The sequence below is a fragment of the Neisseria flavescens genome, assembly GCF_001618065.1.
GTDB lineage: Bacteria > Pseudomonadota > Gammaproteobacteria > Burkholderiales > Neisseriaceae > Neisseria > Neisseria flavescens_A.
Window position 1 is genome coordinate 36,628 of sequence record NZ_LAEI01000059.1, and the last position, 17,912, is coordinate 54,539.

General features: G+C 46.7%; 13 protein-coding genes and 1 pseudogene. 5 read left to right on the plus strand and 9 right to left on the minus strand.

The window, feature by feature from the left end; translation table 11 throughout:
• Positions 1-30: 30 nt before the first annotated feature.
• Positions 31-474, plus strand: a complete 444-nt coding sequence (locus tag TW89_RS09430; RefSeq protein ID WP_128581277.1) for an RpiB/LacA/LacB family sugar-phosphate isomerase — start codon at positions 31-33, stop codon at positions 472-474.
• Between the two features lie 87 nt (positions 475-561).
• Here TW89_RS09430 and TW89_RS09435 read toward each other — a convergent pair whose 3' ends face one another.
• From TW89_RS09435 to TW89_RS09450, 4 genes are all read right to left on the minus strand, one after another.
• Complete coding sequence (locus TW89_RS09435; protein WP_283114706.1) at positions 562-1,092, minus strand: hypothetical protein; 531 nt, start codon at positions 1,090-1,092, stop codon at positions 562-564.
• 121 nt (positions 1,093-1,213) lie between these two features.
• Positions 1,214-2,692, minus strand: coding sequence for an RNA ligase (locus TW89_RS09440; protein WP_128581279.1), 1,479 nt, complete (start codon positions 2,690-2,692; stop codon positions 1,214-1,216).
• Positions 2,693-3,005: 313 nt separating this feature from the next.
• Positions 3,006-3,608, minus strand: a complete 603-nt coding sequence (locus tag TW89_RS09445) for a DUF4145 domain-containing protein (RefSeq protein WP_128581280.1) — start codon at positions 3,606-3,608, stop codon at positions 3,006-3,008.
• A gap of 148 nt (positions 3,609-3,756) precedes the next feature.
• On the minus strand, positions 3,757-5,331 hold the full coding sequence (locus tag TW89_RS09450; RefSeq protein WP_128581281.1) for a vWA domain-containing protein: 1,575 nt from the start codon (positions 5,329-5,331) through the stop codon (positions 3,757-3,759).
• A 1,027-nt stretch (positions 5,332-6,358) separates the two neighbouring features.
• Between TW89_RS09450 and TW89_RS09460 the strand changes: the two genes are divergently transcribed.
• The 4 genes from TW89_RS09460 to rtcR all read left to right on the plus strand — a co-directional run bounded on the left by TW89_RS09460 (position 6,359) and on the right by rtcR (position 14,174).
• Entirely contained in the window at positions 6,359-7,114 is a 756-nt protein-coding gene (locus TW89_RS09460; RefSeq protein ID WP_128581287.1) for a tRNA(His) guanylyltransferase Thg1 family protein, read from the plus strand.
• A 22-nt stretch (positions 7,115-7,136) separates the two neighbouring features.
• Positions 7,137-11,561: a RecQ family ATP-dependent DNA helicase gene (locus TW89_RS09465; protein ID WP_283114708.1), complete on the plus strand. Its 4,425-nt coding sequence runs from the start codon at positions 7,137-7,139 to the stop codon at positions 11,559-11,561.
• Positions 11,558-12,463, plus strand: coding sequence for an ATP-binding domain-containing protein (locus TW89_RS12135; protein ID WP_283114709.1), 906 nt, complete (start codon positions 11,558-11,560; stop codon positions 12,461-12,463). The genes TW89_RS09465 and TW89_RS12135 overlap by 4 nt, the downstream gene beginning before the upstream one ends.
• Before the next feature lie 88 nt (positions 12,464-12,551).
• The gene (gene rtcR, locus TW89_RS09470; RefSeq protein WP_128581282.1) at positions 12,552-14,174 is read left to right on the plus strand and encodes an RNA repair transcriptional activator RtcR; all 1,623 of its coding nucleotides are present in this window, start codon (positions 12,552-12,554) and stop codon (positions 14,172-14,174) included.
• Between the two features lie 187 nt (positions 14,175-14,361).
• Here rtcR and fghA read toward each other — a convergent pair whose 3' ends face one another.
• From fghA to TW89_RS12300, 5 genes and pseudogenes are all read right to left on the minus strand, one after another.
• The gene (fghA, locus tag TW89_RS09475; protein ID WP_128581283.1) at positions 14,362-15,189 is read right to left on the minus strand and encodes an S-formylglutathione hydrolase; all 828 of its coding nucleotides are present in this window, start codon (positions 15,187-15,189) and stop codon (positions 14,362-14,364) included.
• A gap of 8 nt (positions 15,190-15,197) precedes the next feature.
• The gene (locus TW89_RS09480) at positions 15,198-16,334 is read right to left on the minus strand and encodes an S-(hydroxymethyl)glutathione dehydrogenase/class III alcohol dehydrogenase (protein WP_128581284.1); all 1,137 of its coding nucleotides are present in this window, start codon (positions 16,332-16,334) and stop codon (positions 15,198-15,200) included.
• Positions 16,335-16,427: 93 nt separating this feature from the next.
• Positions 16,428-16,675, minus strand: a pseudogene (locus TW89_RS12140) (CRISPR-associated helicase/endonuclease Cas3); the annotation flags it as partial.
• 505 nt (positions 16,676-17,180) lie between these two features.
• Positions 17,181-17,339 carry a hypothetical protein gene (locus TW89_RS12295; RefSeq protein ID WP_432757679.1) on the minus strand — a complete coding sequence of 53 codons (159 nt, stop codon included), beginning with the start codon at positions 17,337-17,339 and terminating at the stop codon, positions 17,181-17,183.
• Complete coding sequence (locus TW89_RS12300) at positions 17,333-17,782, minus strand: hypothetical protein (RefSeq protein WP_432757680.1); 450 nt, start codon at positions 17,780-17,782, stop codon at positions 17,333-17,335. Before TW89_RS12300 ends, TW89_RS12295 begins: the two co-directional genes overlap by 7 nt.
• Positions 17,783-17,912: the final 130 nt, after the last annotated feature.

Sequence of the window (17,912 nt, forward strand, 5' to 3'; positions counted from 1 at the left end):
AATGTTTATTGTGTGCTTCAAGGAGTTTTTATGCGTTTGGTTATTGCCGCGCCGGCCAACGGCGCAATATTGAAGGACGCGCTCAAAGCGTATCTTCAAAACGACCCCCGCGTCAGCAGCTTGGTCGATTTATCCTCGCCCGAAGGAAGCTATCCGCAACTCTCGTTTACCGCGGCCGAAGAAGTCGCGGCAGGACGCGCCGACCGTGCGCTGTTGATTTGCGGCACCGGCGTGGGCACGGCAATCGCCGCCAATAAAGTGCGCGGTATACGGGCGGCTACGGCGCACGATTTGCTCACGCTCCGCGGCTCGGTGGAAAACTATGATGCGCAAGTGTTGTGCATGGGTCAGAACGTCATTGCCGCGCCTGCCGCTTGGGCATTGGTCGATATTTGGTTGGATTTGCGCCACGACACAAGCAGCAGCTATGCACCTAAAGTCGGCGAAATTGAAGCATACGAGCGCGGAAAATAAATACGTGTTGCTCCATATATTTTCAGACGGCCTTGTTACGTTTCGCTTTAGCAAAACCGGTAAGGCCGTCTGAAAATATTTAAATGCTTATTTTCCTTTTTTATTGCAAGGATGTCCTGCGCTGTTGTCGCAGACGCGTAAATTGCGCAAATGCATGACGGCATTGGTCAACTCGGCCTTCGTCGGCTCGTAACGGAAAGCATATTGCTTCACGTACAAAGCTTCGTTGCCCTGTACGGCTTTTATCCAAGTAAATTCAGGTTTGCTGGTTTGCGGATTGTTGGCGCAAAACAACATCACCAAAGCGAATGGATAGCCGTTTTCTTCACCTGCCGTTATTGGGTTGACACTACTTTGCGGACAGGCATTCTGCCATGAGGCTGAAAGATTGCCGAAAAACTGCTCAACACCCGGTTTCATACCTGCCATGGATTGCAGCGTGACCATTTGCGTCCAGTCTTCCACAGTCTGTTTCTGTGGCACAAGTTCTATCAATGTCACACCATTTTGCGCGATTTGATAGCCGACTTTGAAGCCTTTAGGCGGAGCGCCGAAAGACCCAAATTCCTCAGCCTGCGCAGTTTGAGCAGCCAACGGAAGCATGGCGACGGCGAGCATCAGTTTCCTAACGATACTTGTTTTTTCATTGTTTTTCCTTATTCACTAAAAGTATGGCAGATGAAACACTCCATCCGCCAGCGCTATACTAACACAAGCATATAGCATTTTTCAGACGGCCTTACAACTGTCTCAAAAACGCCTGAATGAACGCAATCTTATCCAATTCCGGCATAGCGTTGAACGCTTCCTGATGCTCGTGGATGTAGTCGATTAAAGGATAAAATTCTTCATCAACATGGCGTTTGTCGAGTTTGCGGCCGATATTGCCTTCGTTGCTTCGTCCCAGAAACTTGGAAATCAGGTAATACGGCGATTTAAGTTTGAACAGCATTTCGCCGTTTTGCGCATCAAATACCATAAAGCCTTCGTGTTCCACATTTTTCAGACGGCCTTTCAGCTCGCCAAACGTGATGTTTTTCAGCGTTTCAGGACGGCGCACTCCGTATTGTTTGCCGATTTCGTCCAATTCCGATTCAGAAAATTGACGGCCGGTCGCCACGTCAATGCAGCCGATTAAGGTTTCGCCCAATTCTTCGCGGATGATGTGTACATCTTTCGCATCTGTGATTTCAAACAAAAAAGTATGGTTCGGATACGTGCGGAACAGGGTTTCGTATTGCGCGCAGTGTGCGGTAGTCATATCTGCAAACGCGCTATCAAGCGAACCGGTAGTCGAATACAGCACTTTGCCGTCAAACGTCGCGCCATGGGACGGATGGTCGTCTGAAAGCGAGACGAAAGTGCAGCAGCCGAGGAAGCCGTTTACTTTCACCACTGCGTTCACCAATCTCTCGTCGCCGATTCTGATCGGATAGCGGCTGCCTTTGGCAATACGTTCCGAATAATTGAACACTTTTTTAAACGGGCGCACGATGATTCGATTATGCGCGTCGATAATCAAACCGCGCATTTCCAGCAAAGCATCATCAAAGCGGTTGTTATAGAACACGCTGCGTGCGTATTTCAACACGCGCAATTCAGGATAACGCTTGGATGCTTTGGCGGTGAAGTTACGGCTGCCGTGTTGCAGATAATGATCGGTCACAAAGGTTTGCTGCGCTTCATCAAACACCAGCGGCTTATGCTTGACAGCCTGCATCTGTTCGATTTTTTCTAACTGCTCCGCATTTGCCGGTTGCACGGCCTCGATGTGGATTTCGTTTGCCACACGGTTTTGGTTCAGCTTGATATACGCCGCCAACACGTCATGCTCTTTCACGCTGTGCAGGTTGGGATAGAAATTGTGTAGTCGATAAACTTCTGTTTCAAAACCGCTTTTCTCTGCCTGATCCAATAAATGACGGCAACGCGAAGCTTTTTGGTTGGTATTGGAATTAATGATCAGAATATTTCGATTCGGATTTTGACGTCCAAGTCTCAAGGTTTTAGTCATCAAGGCATTGCCGCGTTTCTGCGCCTTATCCACTGCTTCACCCGACCAACGATATTCACCGTATTCATCGGTAATGAACAAATCGTTTTCAATACGGACAACTTCCGCATCTGGATACTGCGCTTTAAATTCGGCGGCTTTTTGTTCGGCAAACGTCGATTTTCCCGAACCTTGATGACCGCGGATTAAGATAAATTTTTGCATAGCGCTTGGTTTCCTTATTTGGGTTTTCAGACGACGTTTGGTGTTTGAGGTCGTCTGAAAATGATTTTCTTATGTCTTCATGATAATTGTTTGGTTGGCTTACCAGCGCTGGTATAGTTTGCTTGGTTTTTGTTGCTCAAAAATTTGCGCCCATTTTCGTTCGTAATTGACCATAAACCTTCTGATAGATTTACGGATTAGCGGCTTTCTTAATATTTCTACTTAAAATCTTGTTGACTTTTGATTTTTTTAAACTCTTTAGGGTATATATATAGCGTTTTTAATAAATCCTCCAAAATATTAAAGGCTAAGGTTAGTAATTCGATTGGTTGTGGTTCAATTTGATGTGCAGATTCATTTCAATAGTTCGTATAGCATGTAAAATATCTTTTGAGTCTTGTGATAAAATCCCTTCTTCAGCTAATAAATCAATTTTTTTGAAAAGGTTATCACTTTCAGAGGCATTAATTCCTTTTTTTCTAATTTGATCTAAGCAAATCGCTTCCGTTAAGATACGTAAACCAACAGCGCCGAGTAAATTAAATTTATGTTCTAAAGAAAAGTTAGTTTCTTTATAGATTTCTCTGCACTTATTAGGTATTAAGTGTAAATCATCCATATCGATTGGTTTGTGTTTGGTAGTGCGCTCGGGATAGATTTCTTCTCTTTCAAGATATACTATCTCTCCATCAATATTATATTCAAATTCCTCGCTATTAGAGAAAAGTTTTCTGAAGCTAATGTGATCACAGCCATCACATTTTATAATTTGAAAATTTGTGCAAGAACCATAGTCATCACTATTATAGGTTTCTTCATAGTCGATTTTTATAGAATGGTTAGTCGTATTATTACATCGTGAGCAAAATGTTTTGATCTTTTGGTTAATATCAGTATTCAAACTATAATTAAACATTATATTTCCTTTATAAGTTTAAAAAATTAAATATTTTTATATATAATCGATATTACTTATTGATTACATGAGTGAAAGAGGAGTCTAAAATATAATTCTAAAAGATTAAAAAGTCATATTTCAGATTTACTTTCAGACGACCCCTTGGTTAATTTACCGCCGCCAGCTCGGTTTTCTCAATCTCTTCTACCCAGAAATCTGTACCCATGCCTCGTTCGGCAAAGGAACCAATCAGGGAGAATACTTGGTCGGAGAAGCCGCCGATGTTCAAAATATCCTGACGGTTTCGTGCTTGAGCCTTGGTGTAGGGCTGGATATCCAGACAAACGAGTTTGGCTTCTGGGCAACGTCGTTTCAGAATATTCCACTCTTTCATCAGGCTGGTTGTTGCGCCCCATCCTTGGTTGTCATCTGCCCAACTTTCATTGTCTGACACGATGACGACCAAATCCACGTCGGCTTTTTCACGGTTCAGCATGGCAAGCGGTGCGCTGCATGCCGTTCCGCCGCCGCCGATATTGGCGAGTTTTTCGGCGTTGGTCATGATGCTGTCGCGCGGATTGAGCTGCACGTTTACCGTGATTTGTTCAAACGGTATCACACGGGCTTGCGGGTTGGTACGCAACATGGTGGCGGATACGAGTGCGGCAATGTCGATGCAGCGGGTTTTGCTGGTCGCGCTGCCGCGATAGCCGGTAACCGAGCTGTGCATAGAGCCGGAAACGTCCGGACAAACCACGACTTTGCCTTGGATGGCCGGTACGTTTTGTACGGCGGTTTCCATCGCATCTTGCAGGGCTTCGCGGATTTCAGACGGCATTTGATTAGATGTTGCCTGATACGCGGTCAGCAACTGATAAGGCAGGACGCGGGCGCGGGCAATGGCGGTTTCGTCACGCAGTTTTTCTGCCACCATTTTGATGTTTTTGCTTTTAGCAAAAACTTCGTGGCGCAGGAAAGTGTTCAGGTTTTGACGAACCTGCTGCCATGAGCCGTTTCGGGCGATTTGCGCCCAGTCGCCGCTGTTCAAGTCTAAAGCTGTAAGCATTTGGAAAGGAACATTGGGCAATTCGCCTTCTCGGCTTTGTTTGTAGTCTTCAAAAGCGCGGGTAATGGGCGGCAATGCTTCACGGTCGTAAGGTTTGCCGATCAGCCATGCAAACCATGCAGCACGCCATGCTTCACGCGGTTTGGGGTGCACCATTTTGACCACGTCTGCCAGCGACGGCGAATTACCGACGGCGGCGTTCAACAGTTGTTTTTCGGTGGCGGTCAAAAGCCAAGTCTGCATCAGTTTTTTCGGACGGTTGCCGAAAGATTTTCTGCCGACTGCGCCGCTGCGGATAATTTGTGCGAAGTTACGCAACATTTTACCGTTGTCCACTACTTGGTCGAATACGCGGGCGAGCATGTTCACGTCTTTTTGCGCCAACACGGCAAGCAACAGCGCAGGCATATCTTTCATAAAACCTTTTTGACGGGCATATACAGCAGTTTTGGGGATAAACTCGGCATCCAGGCTTTCTACCAATTTCAACACTTGGTCAAGCTGACTTTGGGCATCCGCATAGTAGGTATTGTTCAGACAACCGGTAGCGGCAAGCTGGGCCAGCTGTTGTTTGGGTGTCAGCGTGTAGGCGATGCCGCCGGCTTCATTATGGGTATCGGTTTTAGTAAAACGGTTTTTAATAGATTGAAACAAAGTAGTATTAGCCATTTTCATTTTCTTTCATATTGTTGGTTTGAGGCCGTCTGAACTTGTTTTAGCTTTGTTTTTCAGACGGCCTTGAATGGGTGGCAGTGTGGCGGCTAAAGATGAAGAGAAGCGTTTTTAACTGAAAGCTAATGTATTCTCTTCCGGGCATCCGCCTACTGCCGTAGGGCGACCAGTTTAATTAGGATCATTCAGGTTTGTAGCAAGAAAGGAATGTAATCCTAATGGCATTCGCCCATAAGGGGTGGCACATTGGGCAACAAAGAGTGGAGAAATTTTTACGCGCTCTATCCACTGAGCTACTCTGCCATAGTTGGCGGCAGAGACGGGATTCGAACCCGCGACCTCGAGCTTAGCAGGCTGTAATTCCTCCGGTATTTGCCAAATATACCGAAAACGGTTTTTATATCAGCCCGCCTGAATATTTCAGACGGCCTCGAATGGATGGCAACGTAGCGGATAAACATGAAAAGAACGGTTTAACGTGAAAGGTTAATGTACTCTCTTCAAGCATCCGCCTACTGCCGTAAAAGTAATATGGCATGCAACAAGTTTTTAAGGGAAACATGCCTTGGCTCTACCAACTGAGCTACTCTGCTATTTTGGATAACAGAGACAGGACTCGAACCTGCGACATAAGGGTATCCATGTTGTAGTTTCCCTAGGCATTTGCCTGCCATATTGAAAAGGTGGGCGACTAAATAAACAAGATGTTCAACGTCTATCAGACGAGACAGGATTCGAACCTGTTAATCCAAATGTAGTCTTGTTGGCATTCGCCCTGTAACCACGCAGCAGCTAAATTTACGGAAAATTTTTCTCCGGTAACTGTATTTCCCGAAGCATCTGCTGTATCGTTACATTCACAACATAGCCAACAGCGTGCCAAGAATGGAATTTTTATAAATATAATTTTTAATTGATTGAATATAAAGAAAATATATTTCAAAGTAGCTTTTATCGGTAAGAAGCGTAGAATACTAAAAAATATATTTATAGATAGTTATATAGAAAATAAGATATACAAGGATATATGATGCAATTCGATGATTTGGACAAACGCTTGCGACAATACGAAACTGCTTATGATTTTTGCGTACCACAGGAAAATTTTATTGTTGTACGCTTAGACGGGCGCGGTTTTACACGACTAACCAAGGAAATTTGGCAATTTGAAGCCCCGTTCGACATTCGTTTCCGCGACCTGATGGCGCACACCGTCCGTCATTTGATGAAATGCGGCTTCAATGTGGCGTACGGCTATTCGGAAAGCGATGAAATTTCACTATTGCTGCGTCGAGACGACGATACGTTCAAACGCAAAACGCGCAAAATCATTTCTGTATTGGCTGGTGAAGCCAGCGCTGCCTTTTCGGTGGCACACGGGCAACCTGCTGCTTTTGATGCACGGGTTTGCGTTTTGCCGAACGAAAAACTGGTGGTCGATTATTTCCGTTGGCGGCACGAAGACTCATACCGCAACGCGCTCAACGCCCACTGCTATTGGATGTTGCGCAAGAAAGGAGAAAGCGCGTCCCGCGCTACAGATGCCGTCAGCGACCTGACACGCGTGCAAAAGCACGATTTGTTATTTGAAAACAATATCAATTTTAACGAACTGCCTGCGTGGCAGAAACGTGGCCTCGGTGTGTATTTTCAGACGGCCTTAAAAGAAGGCTTTAATCCGAAAACTGACGAAACTGTACAAGTAAAACGCCAAGTCCTGCATACGGATTTCGAGCTACCGTTGGGCGATGATTACGGCGCGTTTGTCCTGGAAAGAATTGTTTAAATTGTTTAGAGGTCGTCTAAAAATGAATACTGCTACAAAAGGACAAATCCCCGCTGTTCTTATCATTGATTTGGAAGTCGATCCAAAAACCGACAAGCCGTTCAAAATCGGTGCATTCCGCCCCGACTCAGGTTTGTTTTTTGAAAAAGCTTTTCGTGGAGAAAAGGGTTTTCATACCGCCTTGTGTGAAATGGCTCATCTGACCAGTGGACTAAAGTGGCTGATGGGGCACAACATCCTCGGGCACGATTTAAAATATTTGAAGGCCGTAGTGCCCGAAGCCGCATGGCTTAAAGCGCCTGTTATCGATACGCTGTGGCTCTCGCCTTTGGCATTTCCGCAAAATCCGTATCACCGACTAATCAAAAACCATAAAATCATCTCTTCTGAAATTAATTCCCCACTTGCCGACTGTCACGCTTGCTGGCAGCTTTTTCAAGACCAATGCACTGCGTTCGGAAAAATCAAAGCCGAAAAGCCCAAGGAGTTTGCGCTGTGGACAGCCCTGTCTGATATACCCCTGCCGTATCGTCTTTCAGAAGACATTATGATTCCCGAGCATGATACATCGCCAGATGTCAAGAAACTGATCGACACTATTTGGTTGATGATGCAGGACAACAATGATCAAGGTCGTCTGAAAGTCTGCCGTACACGTTTTTTGGAGTTAATGAAAACTGACATCCGCAATCCTGCCATATATCCTTCCCTCAGTTATGCCTTATCTTGGTTAAATGTCTCTGGTGGTAATTCTGTGTTAGCTCCGTGGGTGAGGCACCAGTTTCCCGATACGGCTCGGCTGATTGCCGAATTGCGCGACCATGATTGCGGTAGTACGGAATGCCGTTATTGTCAGGATACGCTCAATCCTGAGGCGCAGTTACAGCGTTATTTCAAACTGCCTACTTTTCGCGATGTAAAAGGATTTGATGGTGGACAACGTGCTGTGGTGCAATCAGGTATGAAGGGGTTGCATACGCTGGCGGTGCTGCCCACGGGCGGCGGCAAATCCTTGTGTTATCAGTTGCCAGCACTCAACCGCTACTACCGCAACGGAGGCTTGACAATAGTTGTTTCACCTTTGCAATCGCTGATGAAAGATCAGTTGGACGGTTTGAAGAAAAAAGGAGCTACCTGCGCTGCTATGCTTAACGGCTTGGTTGAGGTGGTTGAACGCGCCCAAATTTTAGACAAAATAGCTTTGGGCGATATCGGCATTTTGTTTGTCGCACCTGAACAGTTCCGCAACACCAGTTTTATTAACGCTATTTCGCAACGCCAAATCAACGGCTGGGTATTCGATGAGGCACATTGCCTGTCTAAATGGGGCCATGATTTCCGTCCAGACTATCTATACGCAGTTAAATTTATCGCTGAACACAGCAAAAACAACGGTACGATGGCTCCAGTAAGTTGTTTTACTGCTACTGCCAAACCCGATGTCCTCGCCGACATCACTAACCATTTCCGTGTGGAGGCTGGTATTGAGTTCCGCCAATTTATTGGTGATAACGAGCGCGACAATCTGTTTTATGATGTGCTGGAAATTTCAGATGACCTTAAAAAGCAAAAAATCAACGAACTGTTGCATCGTGAACTTGATCATCAAAGCGGAGGTGCAGTGGTATTTGTCGGGCGGCGGAAAAGTGCGGAAACCTATTCGGATTATCTGAAAGAACAAGGCTGGGCATGTGAGCATTTCCACGCAGGCTTGGGGAATAACGAAAAAGCCGATATTCAAAACCAGTTTATTGGCGGTAATTTGCGCGTTATTGTCGCCACCAACGCCTTTGGTATGGGCGTGGATAAACCTGACGTACGCTTAGTTATTCACGCTGAAATCACCGGCTCGCTGGAAAATTATTTGCAGGAAGCGGGCAGAGCAGGGCGTGATCAGGCAGAGGCAAAATGCGTGTTGCTGTATGACGGCAAAGACGTGGACACACAGTTTTCCATCAGCAAAATGTCGCAAATCGAATTGCGCGATTTGAAATCAGTGTGGAAGAAAGTTGGTTGGCTGAATCAGGCGGCATACGGCAAAGACCATTGCGGTGAAATCGTGGCAACAGGTGGCGAAATTTTGCGCGACACCGAGGAGTACATGAGTTTTGACAGCGATGATAGACAGGCAGATACCAAAGTCAAAACCGTATTGGCATGGTTGGAACGTGCAGACTTATTGGAGCGTAAGGAAAATCAAACCCGTATTTTCCCCGCACGCTCAGGTCGTCTGAATCTAGATGAGGCGCTGGCGATTATTGAAAAAAACAAGTTCAGCAAGCGTATCTCGGAAATTTACCAAACCATTGCCGAAATTGTGTTTAAAGCGCCAGAGGACGCGCCTTTGAGTACCGATGATTTGGTGCAGGCAACAGCATGTAGTTTCACCGAATTGCGAGGTCATCTAAAAAAGCTGGAAGAATTGGGTATCCTTACCAACGATACGCATATGACCATCATTTTGCGTACCGATAACATAAAGCCTACCGACAAACGTCTGGCACAAGTTATCGCCTGTGAGGAAAAACTCTGGCAGATTTTAAAAAACGAAATTCCAGAAGCAGATCAAGGTATTTGGCAAAACCTCTCATTGAGCGCTGTCTGCCACCAAATGCATGAGGTAGGTTTAGAAACCAATCCTGCTGAAATCAAACTTCTGATGCAGTCGCTTGCCGATGATAAAGCAGCAGAGCGAACAAACAGCAGTGGAAGTTTCCAAATCCGTGATGTTGGCAACAACCTTTTGAAAATACGTTTCAAGAATCCCAAAAGCGACAGTTGGGAAAACCTACAAAACAATGCCGAACTTCGCCGTAATATCGGCCTGTGCCTTTTACCATTCCTGATGGCAAAAACCAATGGAGTGCGTCAAAAAGACGTAATGGTTGAAACCCGTATGGGTGAATTGGTGCAGCAGCTTGCCGACGATTTAGTATTATCGGTACAAATCCCGGTTGACCGTCGCGAGCTTCTGCTCAGGCAGACACTGCTGTTTATGCACAAACAAGGCATTATCAAACTCAACCACGGCATGACCATTCTGAGACATGCCATGACTATCACACCCAATCCCAAAGCACTCTCAGCTAAACGCCAGTATCTCGCGGAGGATTATAAACCGCTTTCCGTTTTTTACGGCGAAAAACGCTTTCAAATCCATGTGATGCAGGAATATGCCCTTCTAGCACTGAAAAATCTTACTGAAGGGTTGAATTTGGTGCGTGATTACTTTGGCTTGGAAGAAAAGAATTTTAAGAATAAATGGTTTAAAGGTCGTCTGAAAGAATTGGACGAGCCTGCATCGCCACAAACCCTGCGTGAAATTACAGACGGGCTGAATGAGATGCAGAAAGCCGTTGTTACCGACCAAAGCGGCAGCAACCGTCTTATTCTTGCCGGACCGGGTTCAGGAAAAACGCGAGTTATTGTACACCGTGTTGCCTACCTTTTACGGGTGCAACATGTTCCCGCATCCGCCATCATTGTATTGACTTTCAACCGTTTGGCGGCTCAGGAGGTCAAGCGCCGCCTGTTCGGACTGGTCGGCCCTCTTGCTGCTGCCGTTACGGTTATGACTTATGACGGTATGGCAATGCGGCTTTTGGGTGTGCGCTTTGACGGCAACAACCGAGAATACGGCAAAAGTCAATTTAAAGAATGGTGCAGGCAGGCTGCCGCTATGCTTTCAGACGACCTTGAAAACGATGATGGTAACGATGAAACACGCGAACGTATCATGGCAGGCTTCCGCTATATTCTGGTAGATGAATACCAAGACATCAGTGAAGAACACTACCGGCTTGTTTCTGCGCTTGCGGGTAGGAAGCGGGCTGAAGAAGACAAGCTGACCATTCTAGCGGTCGGCGACGATGACCAAAACATCTACGCCTTCAACGGTACCAGCAACGAGTACATCCACCGCTTCCAAAAAGACTACGACGTTGCCCAACCTGACTATTTGACCTACAACTACCGCAGTACGCAGCACATCATCAGCGCCGCCAACAGCGTGATAAACGGTATGAGAGGTCGTCTGAAAACACTGCATCCGATTGTTATCAACCCTGAACGTCAAACACAGCCCAACGGTGGCGGATGGGCTGCAACAGACAGCGTACGGCAGGGGCGTGTGCGCCACATCAGCCTGCCGTTCGGTAGCAGCAGCAACATACAGGCACAAGCGGTGATCACAGAAATAGGTCGTCTGAAAACCTTGGGCGCAGTCGCATGGAATGATATTGCAGTTTTATCCCGTCATAATGTCAGTCTCAAACCTCTACAAGCATGGTGTGAACAAAACGGCATACCTTATTTCTTGAGTGCCGACAAAAGCAGCAAAATCAAATTGCGCCACACCCGTGAGTTTGTCCGCCTGATTGATGGCGTGGAAAAACAACCAAAGGCCTTACATCACAAGCTTTTGCAGAACTTATTAGTGAACAAGTGAAAAAAAGTGGGGGTAATTGGTGCGTTTGGTTTAGGCAATTACAAACTGATTTCTTAAACGAATATCCACTGCAAGATGAGAAGCTACCTGAAAAGTTGGATAACCTTGCAGAGAGTCGTGAGGCAGAAATCCAAGCATCGCCCATAGAAGACAACGGGGCGTCTGAAAACGGTAGTGGCACTGTTAACCGATATTCGCCAGCCTTTCTGAAAAGCTGGCTCTACGAGTATGTAGGTGATGAACATGAAACCCGTTCGGAAGGTATATTTCTAGGCACGGCACATGCAGTCAAAGGATTGGAGTTTAAGCACGTCTTCATTTTAGACGGAGGTTGGCAGGGAGCTGACGAAGCAGAACAGAGGCTTTATTACGTTGCTATGACTCGTGCCATAGAAACATTGGCCCTACTGCAAACTACTCCAGAGCATCCTTGGATGGCAAAGCTACCTGATGATATTGAAAGAGTGGCTCAAATCTTTACCGAATTACCTGATTTAAATACCGAATACAGACGTTTGGCTGCTTATCGAAACACGGCAGCCGAGGGAAAAACCGACAGCAAAAGTGATTTGGATATCGACTTCATCGTTTGTCACAACAATGTCGAAACTGTGAGACAACGCCTGTTTACTGCTGCGAAGCTGAAAAAAGACGATCCACTGGAAATGAAACGGACGGAGGATGGCAGATATATTTTCCTTTCTGATAATATTGAAGTTGCCCGTACCGTTAAATTACCACCGTTGCCGACAAAAACTACCGCCTACGCCAACACTTTCAGAGTACGTTATTTAGACGAAGTAGGAGAATCATTTCGCCAACGTATCCCAGAAAAAATCGGTACTAAACAGCTGGAAAAATGGACGCTTGTTATTCCTATGTTAGTGATACCACCTGAGTAAAAAGAGTTTTTCAGGCCATCTCAAACATGAAGAAGGCAGCTTGAATACAAGGCTGTCTGAGACTCGAACGGAATAAACGGAATAAAAGATGAGTAACAAAAAACAAGTCGCCGTCAGCTTTCTCGGTACGGTATTGGACAGTGGTTTCGGTCAAGGGCGTTGGCAGAAGTGGCGACCGAATGTCGCCATGAATCAGCGTCAAGATTTTCATCTCGACCGCATGGAGCTGTTTTATGCGGAAAAATACCGCGAACTGGCGGATCATGTAAAAGCCGATATTCAGCAGGTGTCGCCGCACACAGTCGTCAATCTCGTGTCTATGGAGCTGGCAAATCCGTGGGATTTCTCCGAGGTTTATACTAAGCTGCACGATTGGGCGGCGAGTTATCCATTTGATACAGAAGAAGAAACCTATCTCACCCACATCACCACGGGTACGCACGTTGCCCAAATCTGTCTGTTTTTATTGGTGGAATCGCGTCAAATCCCCGGCGTACTGTTACAAACCGCTCCACCCAAAAACCAAAGACGCAGTATGGAGGACGGCAATGTCGGCAGTTATGAAATCATAGATTTGGACTTGGCTCGTTACGACGTACTGGCCGAACGCCTTGCCGCCGTACGCGATGACGCAGTGCGCTACCTGAAAAGCGGCATTTCCACCCAAAACGCCGCCTTCAACCGCATGATTGCCGAAATCGAACAAGTCGCGCTCAACTCCCCTTCCCCCATTCTGCTTTCCGGCCCGACAGGCGCAGGCAAATCCATGCTGGCACGCAGGATTTTTGAATTGAAAAAAGCGCGCCATCTGATTAAAGGCACGTTTGTCGATGTAAACTGCGCCACCCTTCGCGGCGACGGCGCAGCATCCGCCCTGTTCGGCCACAAAAAAGGCGCCTTTACCGGCGCCGCAGAAAAACGTGAAGGCTACCTAAAAACTGCCGATGGCGGCGTATTGTTTTTAGATGAAATCGGAGAGTTGGGCTTAGACGAGCAAGCCATGTTGCTCAAAGCCATTGAAGAAAAACACTTTTATCCCGTCGGCAGCGACAGCGAAGTCAAAAGCGACTTCCAACTCATCGCCGGCACCAATCGCGACCTGCGCCACGAAATTCGCGCCGGACGCTTCCGCGAAGACCTGTTCGCCCGCATCAACATCTGGAATTACCCACTGCCCGCACTCGCCAACCGCCGCGAAGACATCGAGCCCAACGTCGAACACCAGCTTGCCCTAGTCTCGCAAGAACTCGGCCGCACTACCCGCTTCAACAAAGAAGCCCTGGCCGCCTACCTCGACTTCGCTCACTCAGACCAAGCACCATGGCGCGGTAACTTCCGCGACCTCGCCGCCAGCATCATGCGCCTGGCCACACTCGCGCCGCAAGGCAGGATACAAGTAGAACAAGTCCAAGCCGAAATCGAACGCCTCAAATGGTTATGGTCGGAAGAACCCTTTTCAGACGGCCTCCTACATAACAGACCGTCTGAAAAAGCACAAGATTACCCCGATAAAATCGATTGGGACACATTGGATTTATTCGACAAACTACAACTGCAACACGTTATCGACGAATGCCGCAAACATCCCAACATGGCCGCTGCCGGCCGTGCATTGTTCAACGTCTCCCGAACAGAAAGGGCAAAAGTCAATGACAGCGACCGATTGAGGAAATATTTACAGCGATTTGGATTGGAATGGGGTGATATTTAAGTAGAGTGAGCAAGGAGGTTTTGCAAAGTCTTCCTTATGCCGATTCTAGTAAATATATAATTTTAATAGCACTTTTATTATTATTTATAAAAATAAAAGGCATCAATCTGATGCCTTTTATTTTCGTTAACATGAAAAATTAACGTTCATACCAACATTTGATCGATTCACGAATCACTTCCTTGATTTACTTCAAAAATGCCGCATGATAGGCAATATGCTCACCAATAAAACTGGCGATGAAGTAATAGCTATGATCGTAGCCTTTATGGAAGCGCACATCGATCGGTTGATTTGCCGCACGGCAGGTTTTGATAAAATCTTCGGTGCGTAATTGTGTTGGCAAAAACTCATCTTCCAAACCCTGATCAATGCGCATACCTTGCACTTTACAGCCTTGTTGGATGAGCGAGTTGGCATCATATTGCTGCCATTTTTCGCGATCTTTTCCTAAATAGGCAGAAAAGGCTTTTTCTCCCCAAGGCACGAGACTTGGCGACAAAATGGGCGAAAAGGCAGAAACACTTTGATAACGTTCCCGGTTTCGCAATGCCAATACCAATGCGCCATGTCCGCCCATTGAATGTCCCATAATCGAACGTTTGCCGTTGGTAGGAAAATTTTCCTCAATCAGACTAGGCAACTCATTCAAAATATAATCATACATTTGATAATTCGTCGCCCAAGGCTGCTCGGTCGCATTAAGATAGAAGCCCGCACCCTGCCCTAAATCGTAAGCAGCATCGTTCGGTACTTGCTCTCCGCGAGGGCTGGTATCAGGAGCAACCACAATCACCTGATGTTCTGCCGCGTAACGCTGAAAGCCTGATTTGGTAATGAAATTTTGTTCAGTGCAAGTTAAGCCGGAAAGCCAATAAATCACACCAAGCGGTCGATTCTCCTGATTATCCGGCAAATAGACGGCAAATTTCATTTCGCATTGAAGCGTTTGGGCATCATGTGCCCAAACTTGTTGTGAACCGCCAAAAATTTGATGTTGTTCAATCAGTTTCATCGCGTACCTTAGTAATGAATAACTGCGCGAATCGATTTACCTTCGTGCATTAACTCAAAGGCTTCATTGATTTGATCGAGCGTCATTGTGTGGGTTACAAATGGTTCCAACTGGATGTCGCCTTTCATTGAATCTTCCACCATTTTCGGAAGTTCAGAGCGGCCTTTCACGCCACCAAATGCCGTGCCTTTCCAAACACGACCTGTTACCAACTGGAACGGACGAGTTGAAATTTCTTGGCCTGCACCTGCTACGCCGATGATAATGGATTGTCCCCAACCACGATGTGCACTTTCTAATGCCTGACGCATAACGTTTACGTTGCCGATACATTCAAAGGTGTGGTCAATACCCCATTTATTGATGTCTAACAACACATCTTTGATCGGTTTATCGTAATCGTTCGGGTTTAAACAGTCAGTTGCACCGAACTGTTTTGCCAACTCGAATTTTGAGGGATTGGTATCAATGGCGATGATGCGACCGGCTTTGGCTTGACGCGCACCTTGCACCACAGCCAAACCAATCGCCCCTAAACCAAACACTGCAACAGAGTCGCCTTCTTGCACTTTTGCTGTGTTATGTACCGCACCAATACCTGTGGTAACGCCACAGCCGAGTAAACATACTTGTTCATGGTTCGCTTCTGGGTTGATTTTCGCCAGTGACACTTCGGCAACAACTGAGTATTCGCTGAAGGTCGAACAGCCCATATAGTGATAAATCGGCTGACCTTGATAAGAAAAACGCGTCGTGCCGTCCGGCATTAAACCTTTACCTTGTGTATCACGCACTGAGACGCATAAGTTGGTTTTACCTGAACGGCAAAACTCACATTCGCCACATTCTGCGGTGTAAAGCGGAATAACGTGATCACCCGGTTTTACGCTTGACACACCTTCGCCCACAGCAACAACCACACCCGCACCTTCGTGTCCAAGCACCACAGGGAATACACCTTCAGGATCGCTTCCTGATAACGTAAACGCATCAGTATGGCACACGCCAGTGTGGGTATTGCGGATTAACACCTCGCCTTTACGCGGCATTTCTACGTCGATTTCCACAATTTGTAAGGGTTGATTTGGGGCGAATGCCACCGCCGCACGAGATTTGATGGTCGAATTGGTTTGTTTAATTTCCATTATTTTTGCCTTTTAATTTATTAATAAAGTTATCTAGCCTAAGTAAGATAACCACAGTTTATACTTTGGAACCCACCCTGAAGCAAGCATTTTTGCAATTTTGACTACAACGGTAGCATGATCGACTGAAGGGCCCCATGCAATCGACGGTCAAATAGTTCTGAATATTTCCCTAAGTCATGAAGCTGTCCAGTATGGCAGGCACCGAATACCTGAGCAAACTCCACCGCCATTTCCCCAACATTTACCGAATGGCTTTGTAAGGTTTGCCAATGTTCGTAAGGCAAGAGATTACCGAGTTTGTCTTGGGCGGAATGGGCGTAGTAAATTAGGGGTTTCATATTGAAATTCTAAAAAATTCAAATTGATATAGATTCAATGATAATATGATATTAAATTTAATATGTAAATATAAAAAATGCCGTCTGAAACTTTTTCAGACGGCATTGTTATTAATTACCCTTTATAACTTGCTTCTAATATCCTCCACAGCTTTCACTAAAGCTTCGAAAAGCGAAGGATCAAAAGAAGAGCGGTCTGCTTGGACGATATTTGAACATACAGCCCCCTCTTCCCTACTCAGACATGAGATACGGTGGCAGAGTTTCAACACCCAGCCGGCTGGTTTAGACGACCTTGTGCCACTAAATGCCTTACTTTGTTTCAACACACTAGCCGCCCGAAGGCGGCTGGGCAGGCAGGCGCAAGGCATCAATGCCGATAATCGACGTTTCAACACACAACCGCCTGAAGGCGGCTGGTTCCTGCGATATAAGCTAGGTTCATTGCGTCCGAAGGTTTCAACACACAGTCGCCCGAAGGCGGCTGGCTGTTGGCGGCTCAAAACTATGCGCGCGAGCTGGTTTCAACACACAGCCGCCTGAAGGCGGCTGGATAAAACATCAGTTTTCCCAAACCACGGTAGTAAAGTTTCAACACACAGCCGCCCGAAGGCGGCTGTGGGAATACGCCAAATTTGACCCAGAGCTTGATAAGTTTCAACACACAGCCGCCCGAAGGCGGCTGTCAGGGTCTCCTGCTTTAACCGAGGTGACAACCGTTTCAACACACAGCCGCCCGAAGGCGGCTGATACCGCTATCCCTAAATTTTGAGGATGACGTAGCAGTTTCAACACACAGCCGCCCGAAGGCGGCTGCACATACTGCGAAGCGACATAAGGACGAGCTGACGGAGTTTCAACACACAGCCGCCCGAAGGCGGCTGGTCCGAAAACGGACGGCAAACACTCAACCCAAAGAGTTTCAACACACAGCCGCCCGAAGGCGGCTGCTGCTGAGCTGTAAGAATACGCTCTCCAGTCTTCAGTTTCAACACACAGCCGCCCGAAGGCGGCTGCTGCTGAGCTGTAAGAATACGCTCTCCAGTCTTCAGTTTCAACACACAGCCGCCCGAAGGCGGCTGCAGTTTGGCTGTTTCTATTCTTCAAGACTTGTCGTTTCAACACACAGCCGCCCGAAGCGGCTGCAAAATGGCTTATCTAGCGAATACAGCGAAGCAGTTTCAACACACAGCCGCCCGAAGGCGGCTGGATAGTGATGGTGGTGACGACTTGCTTA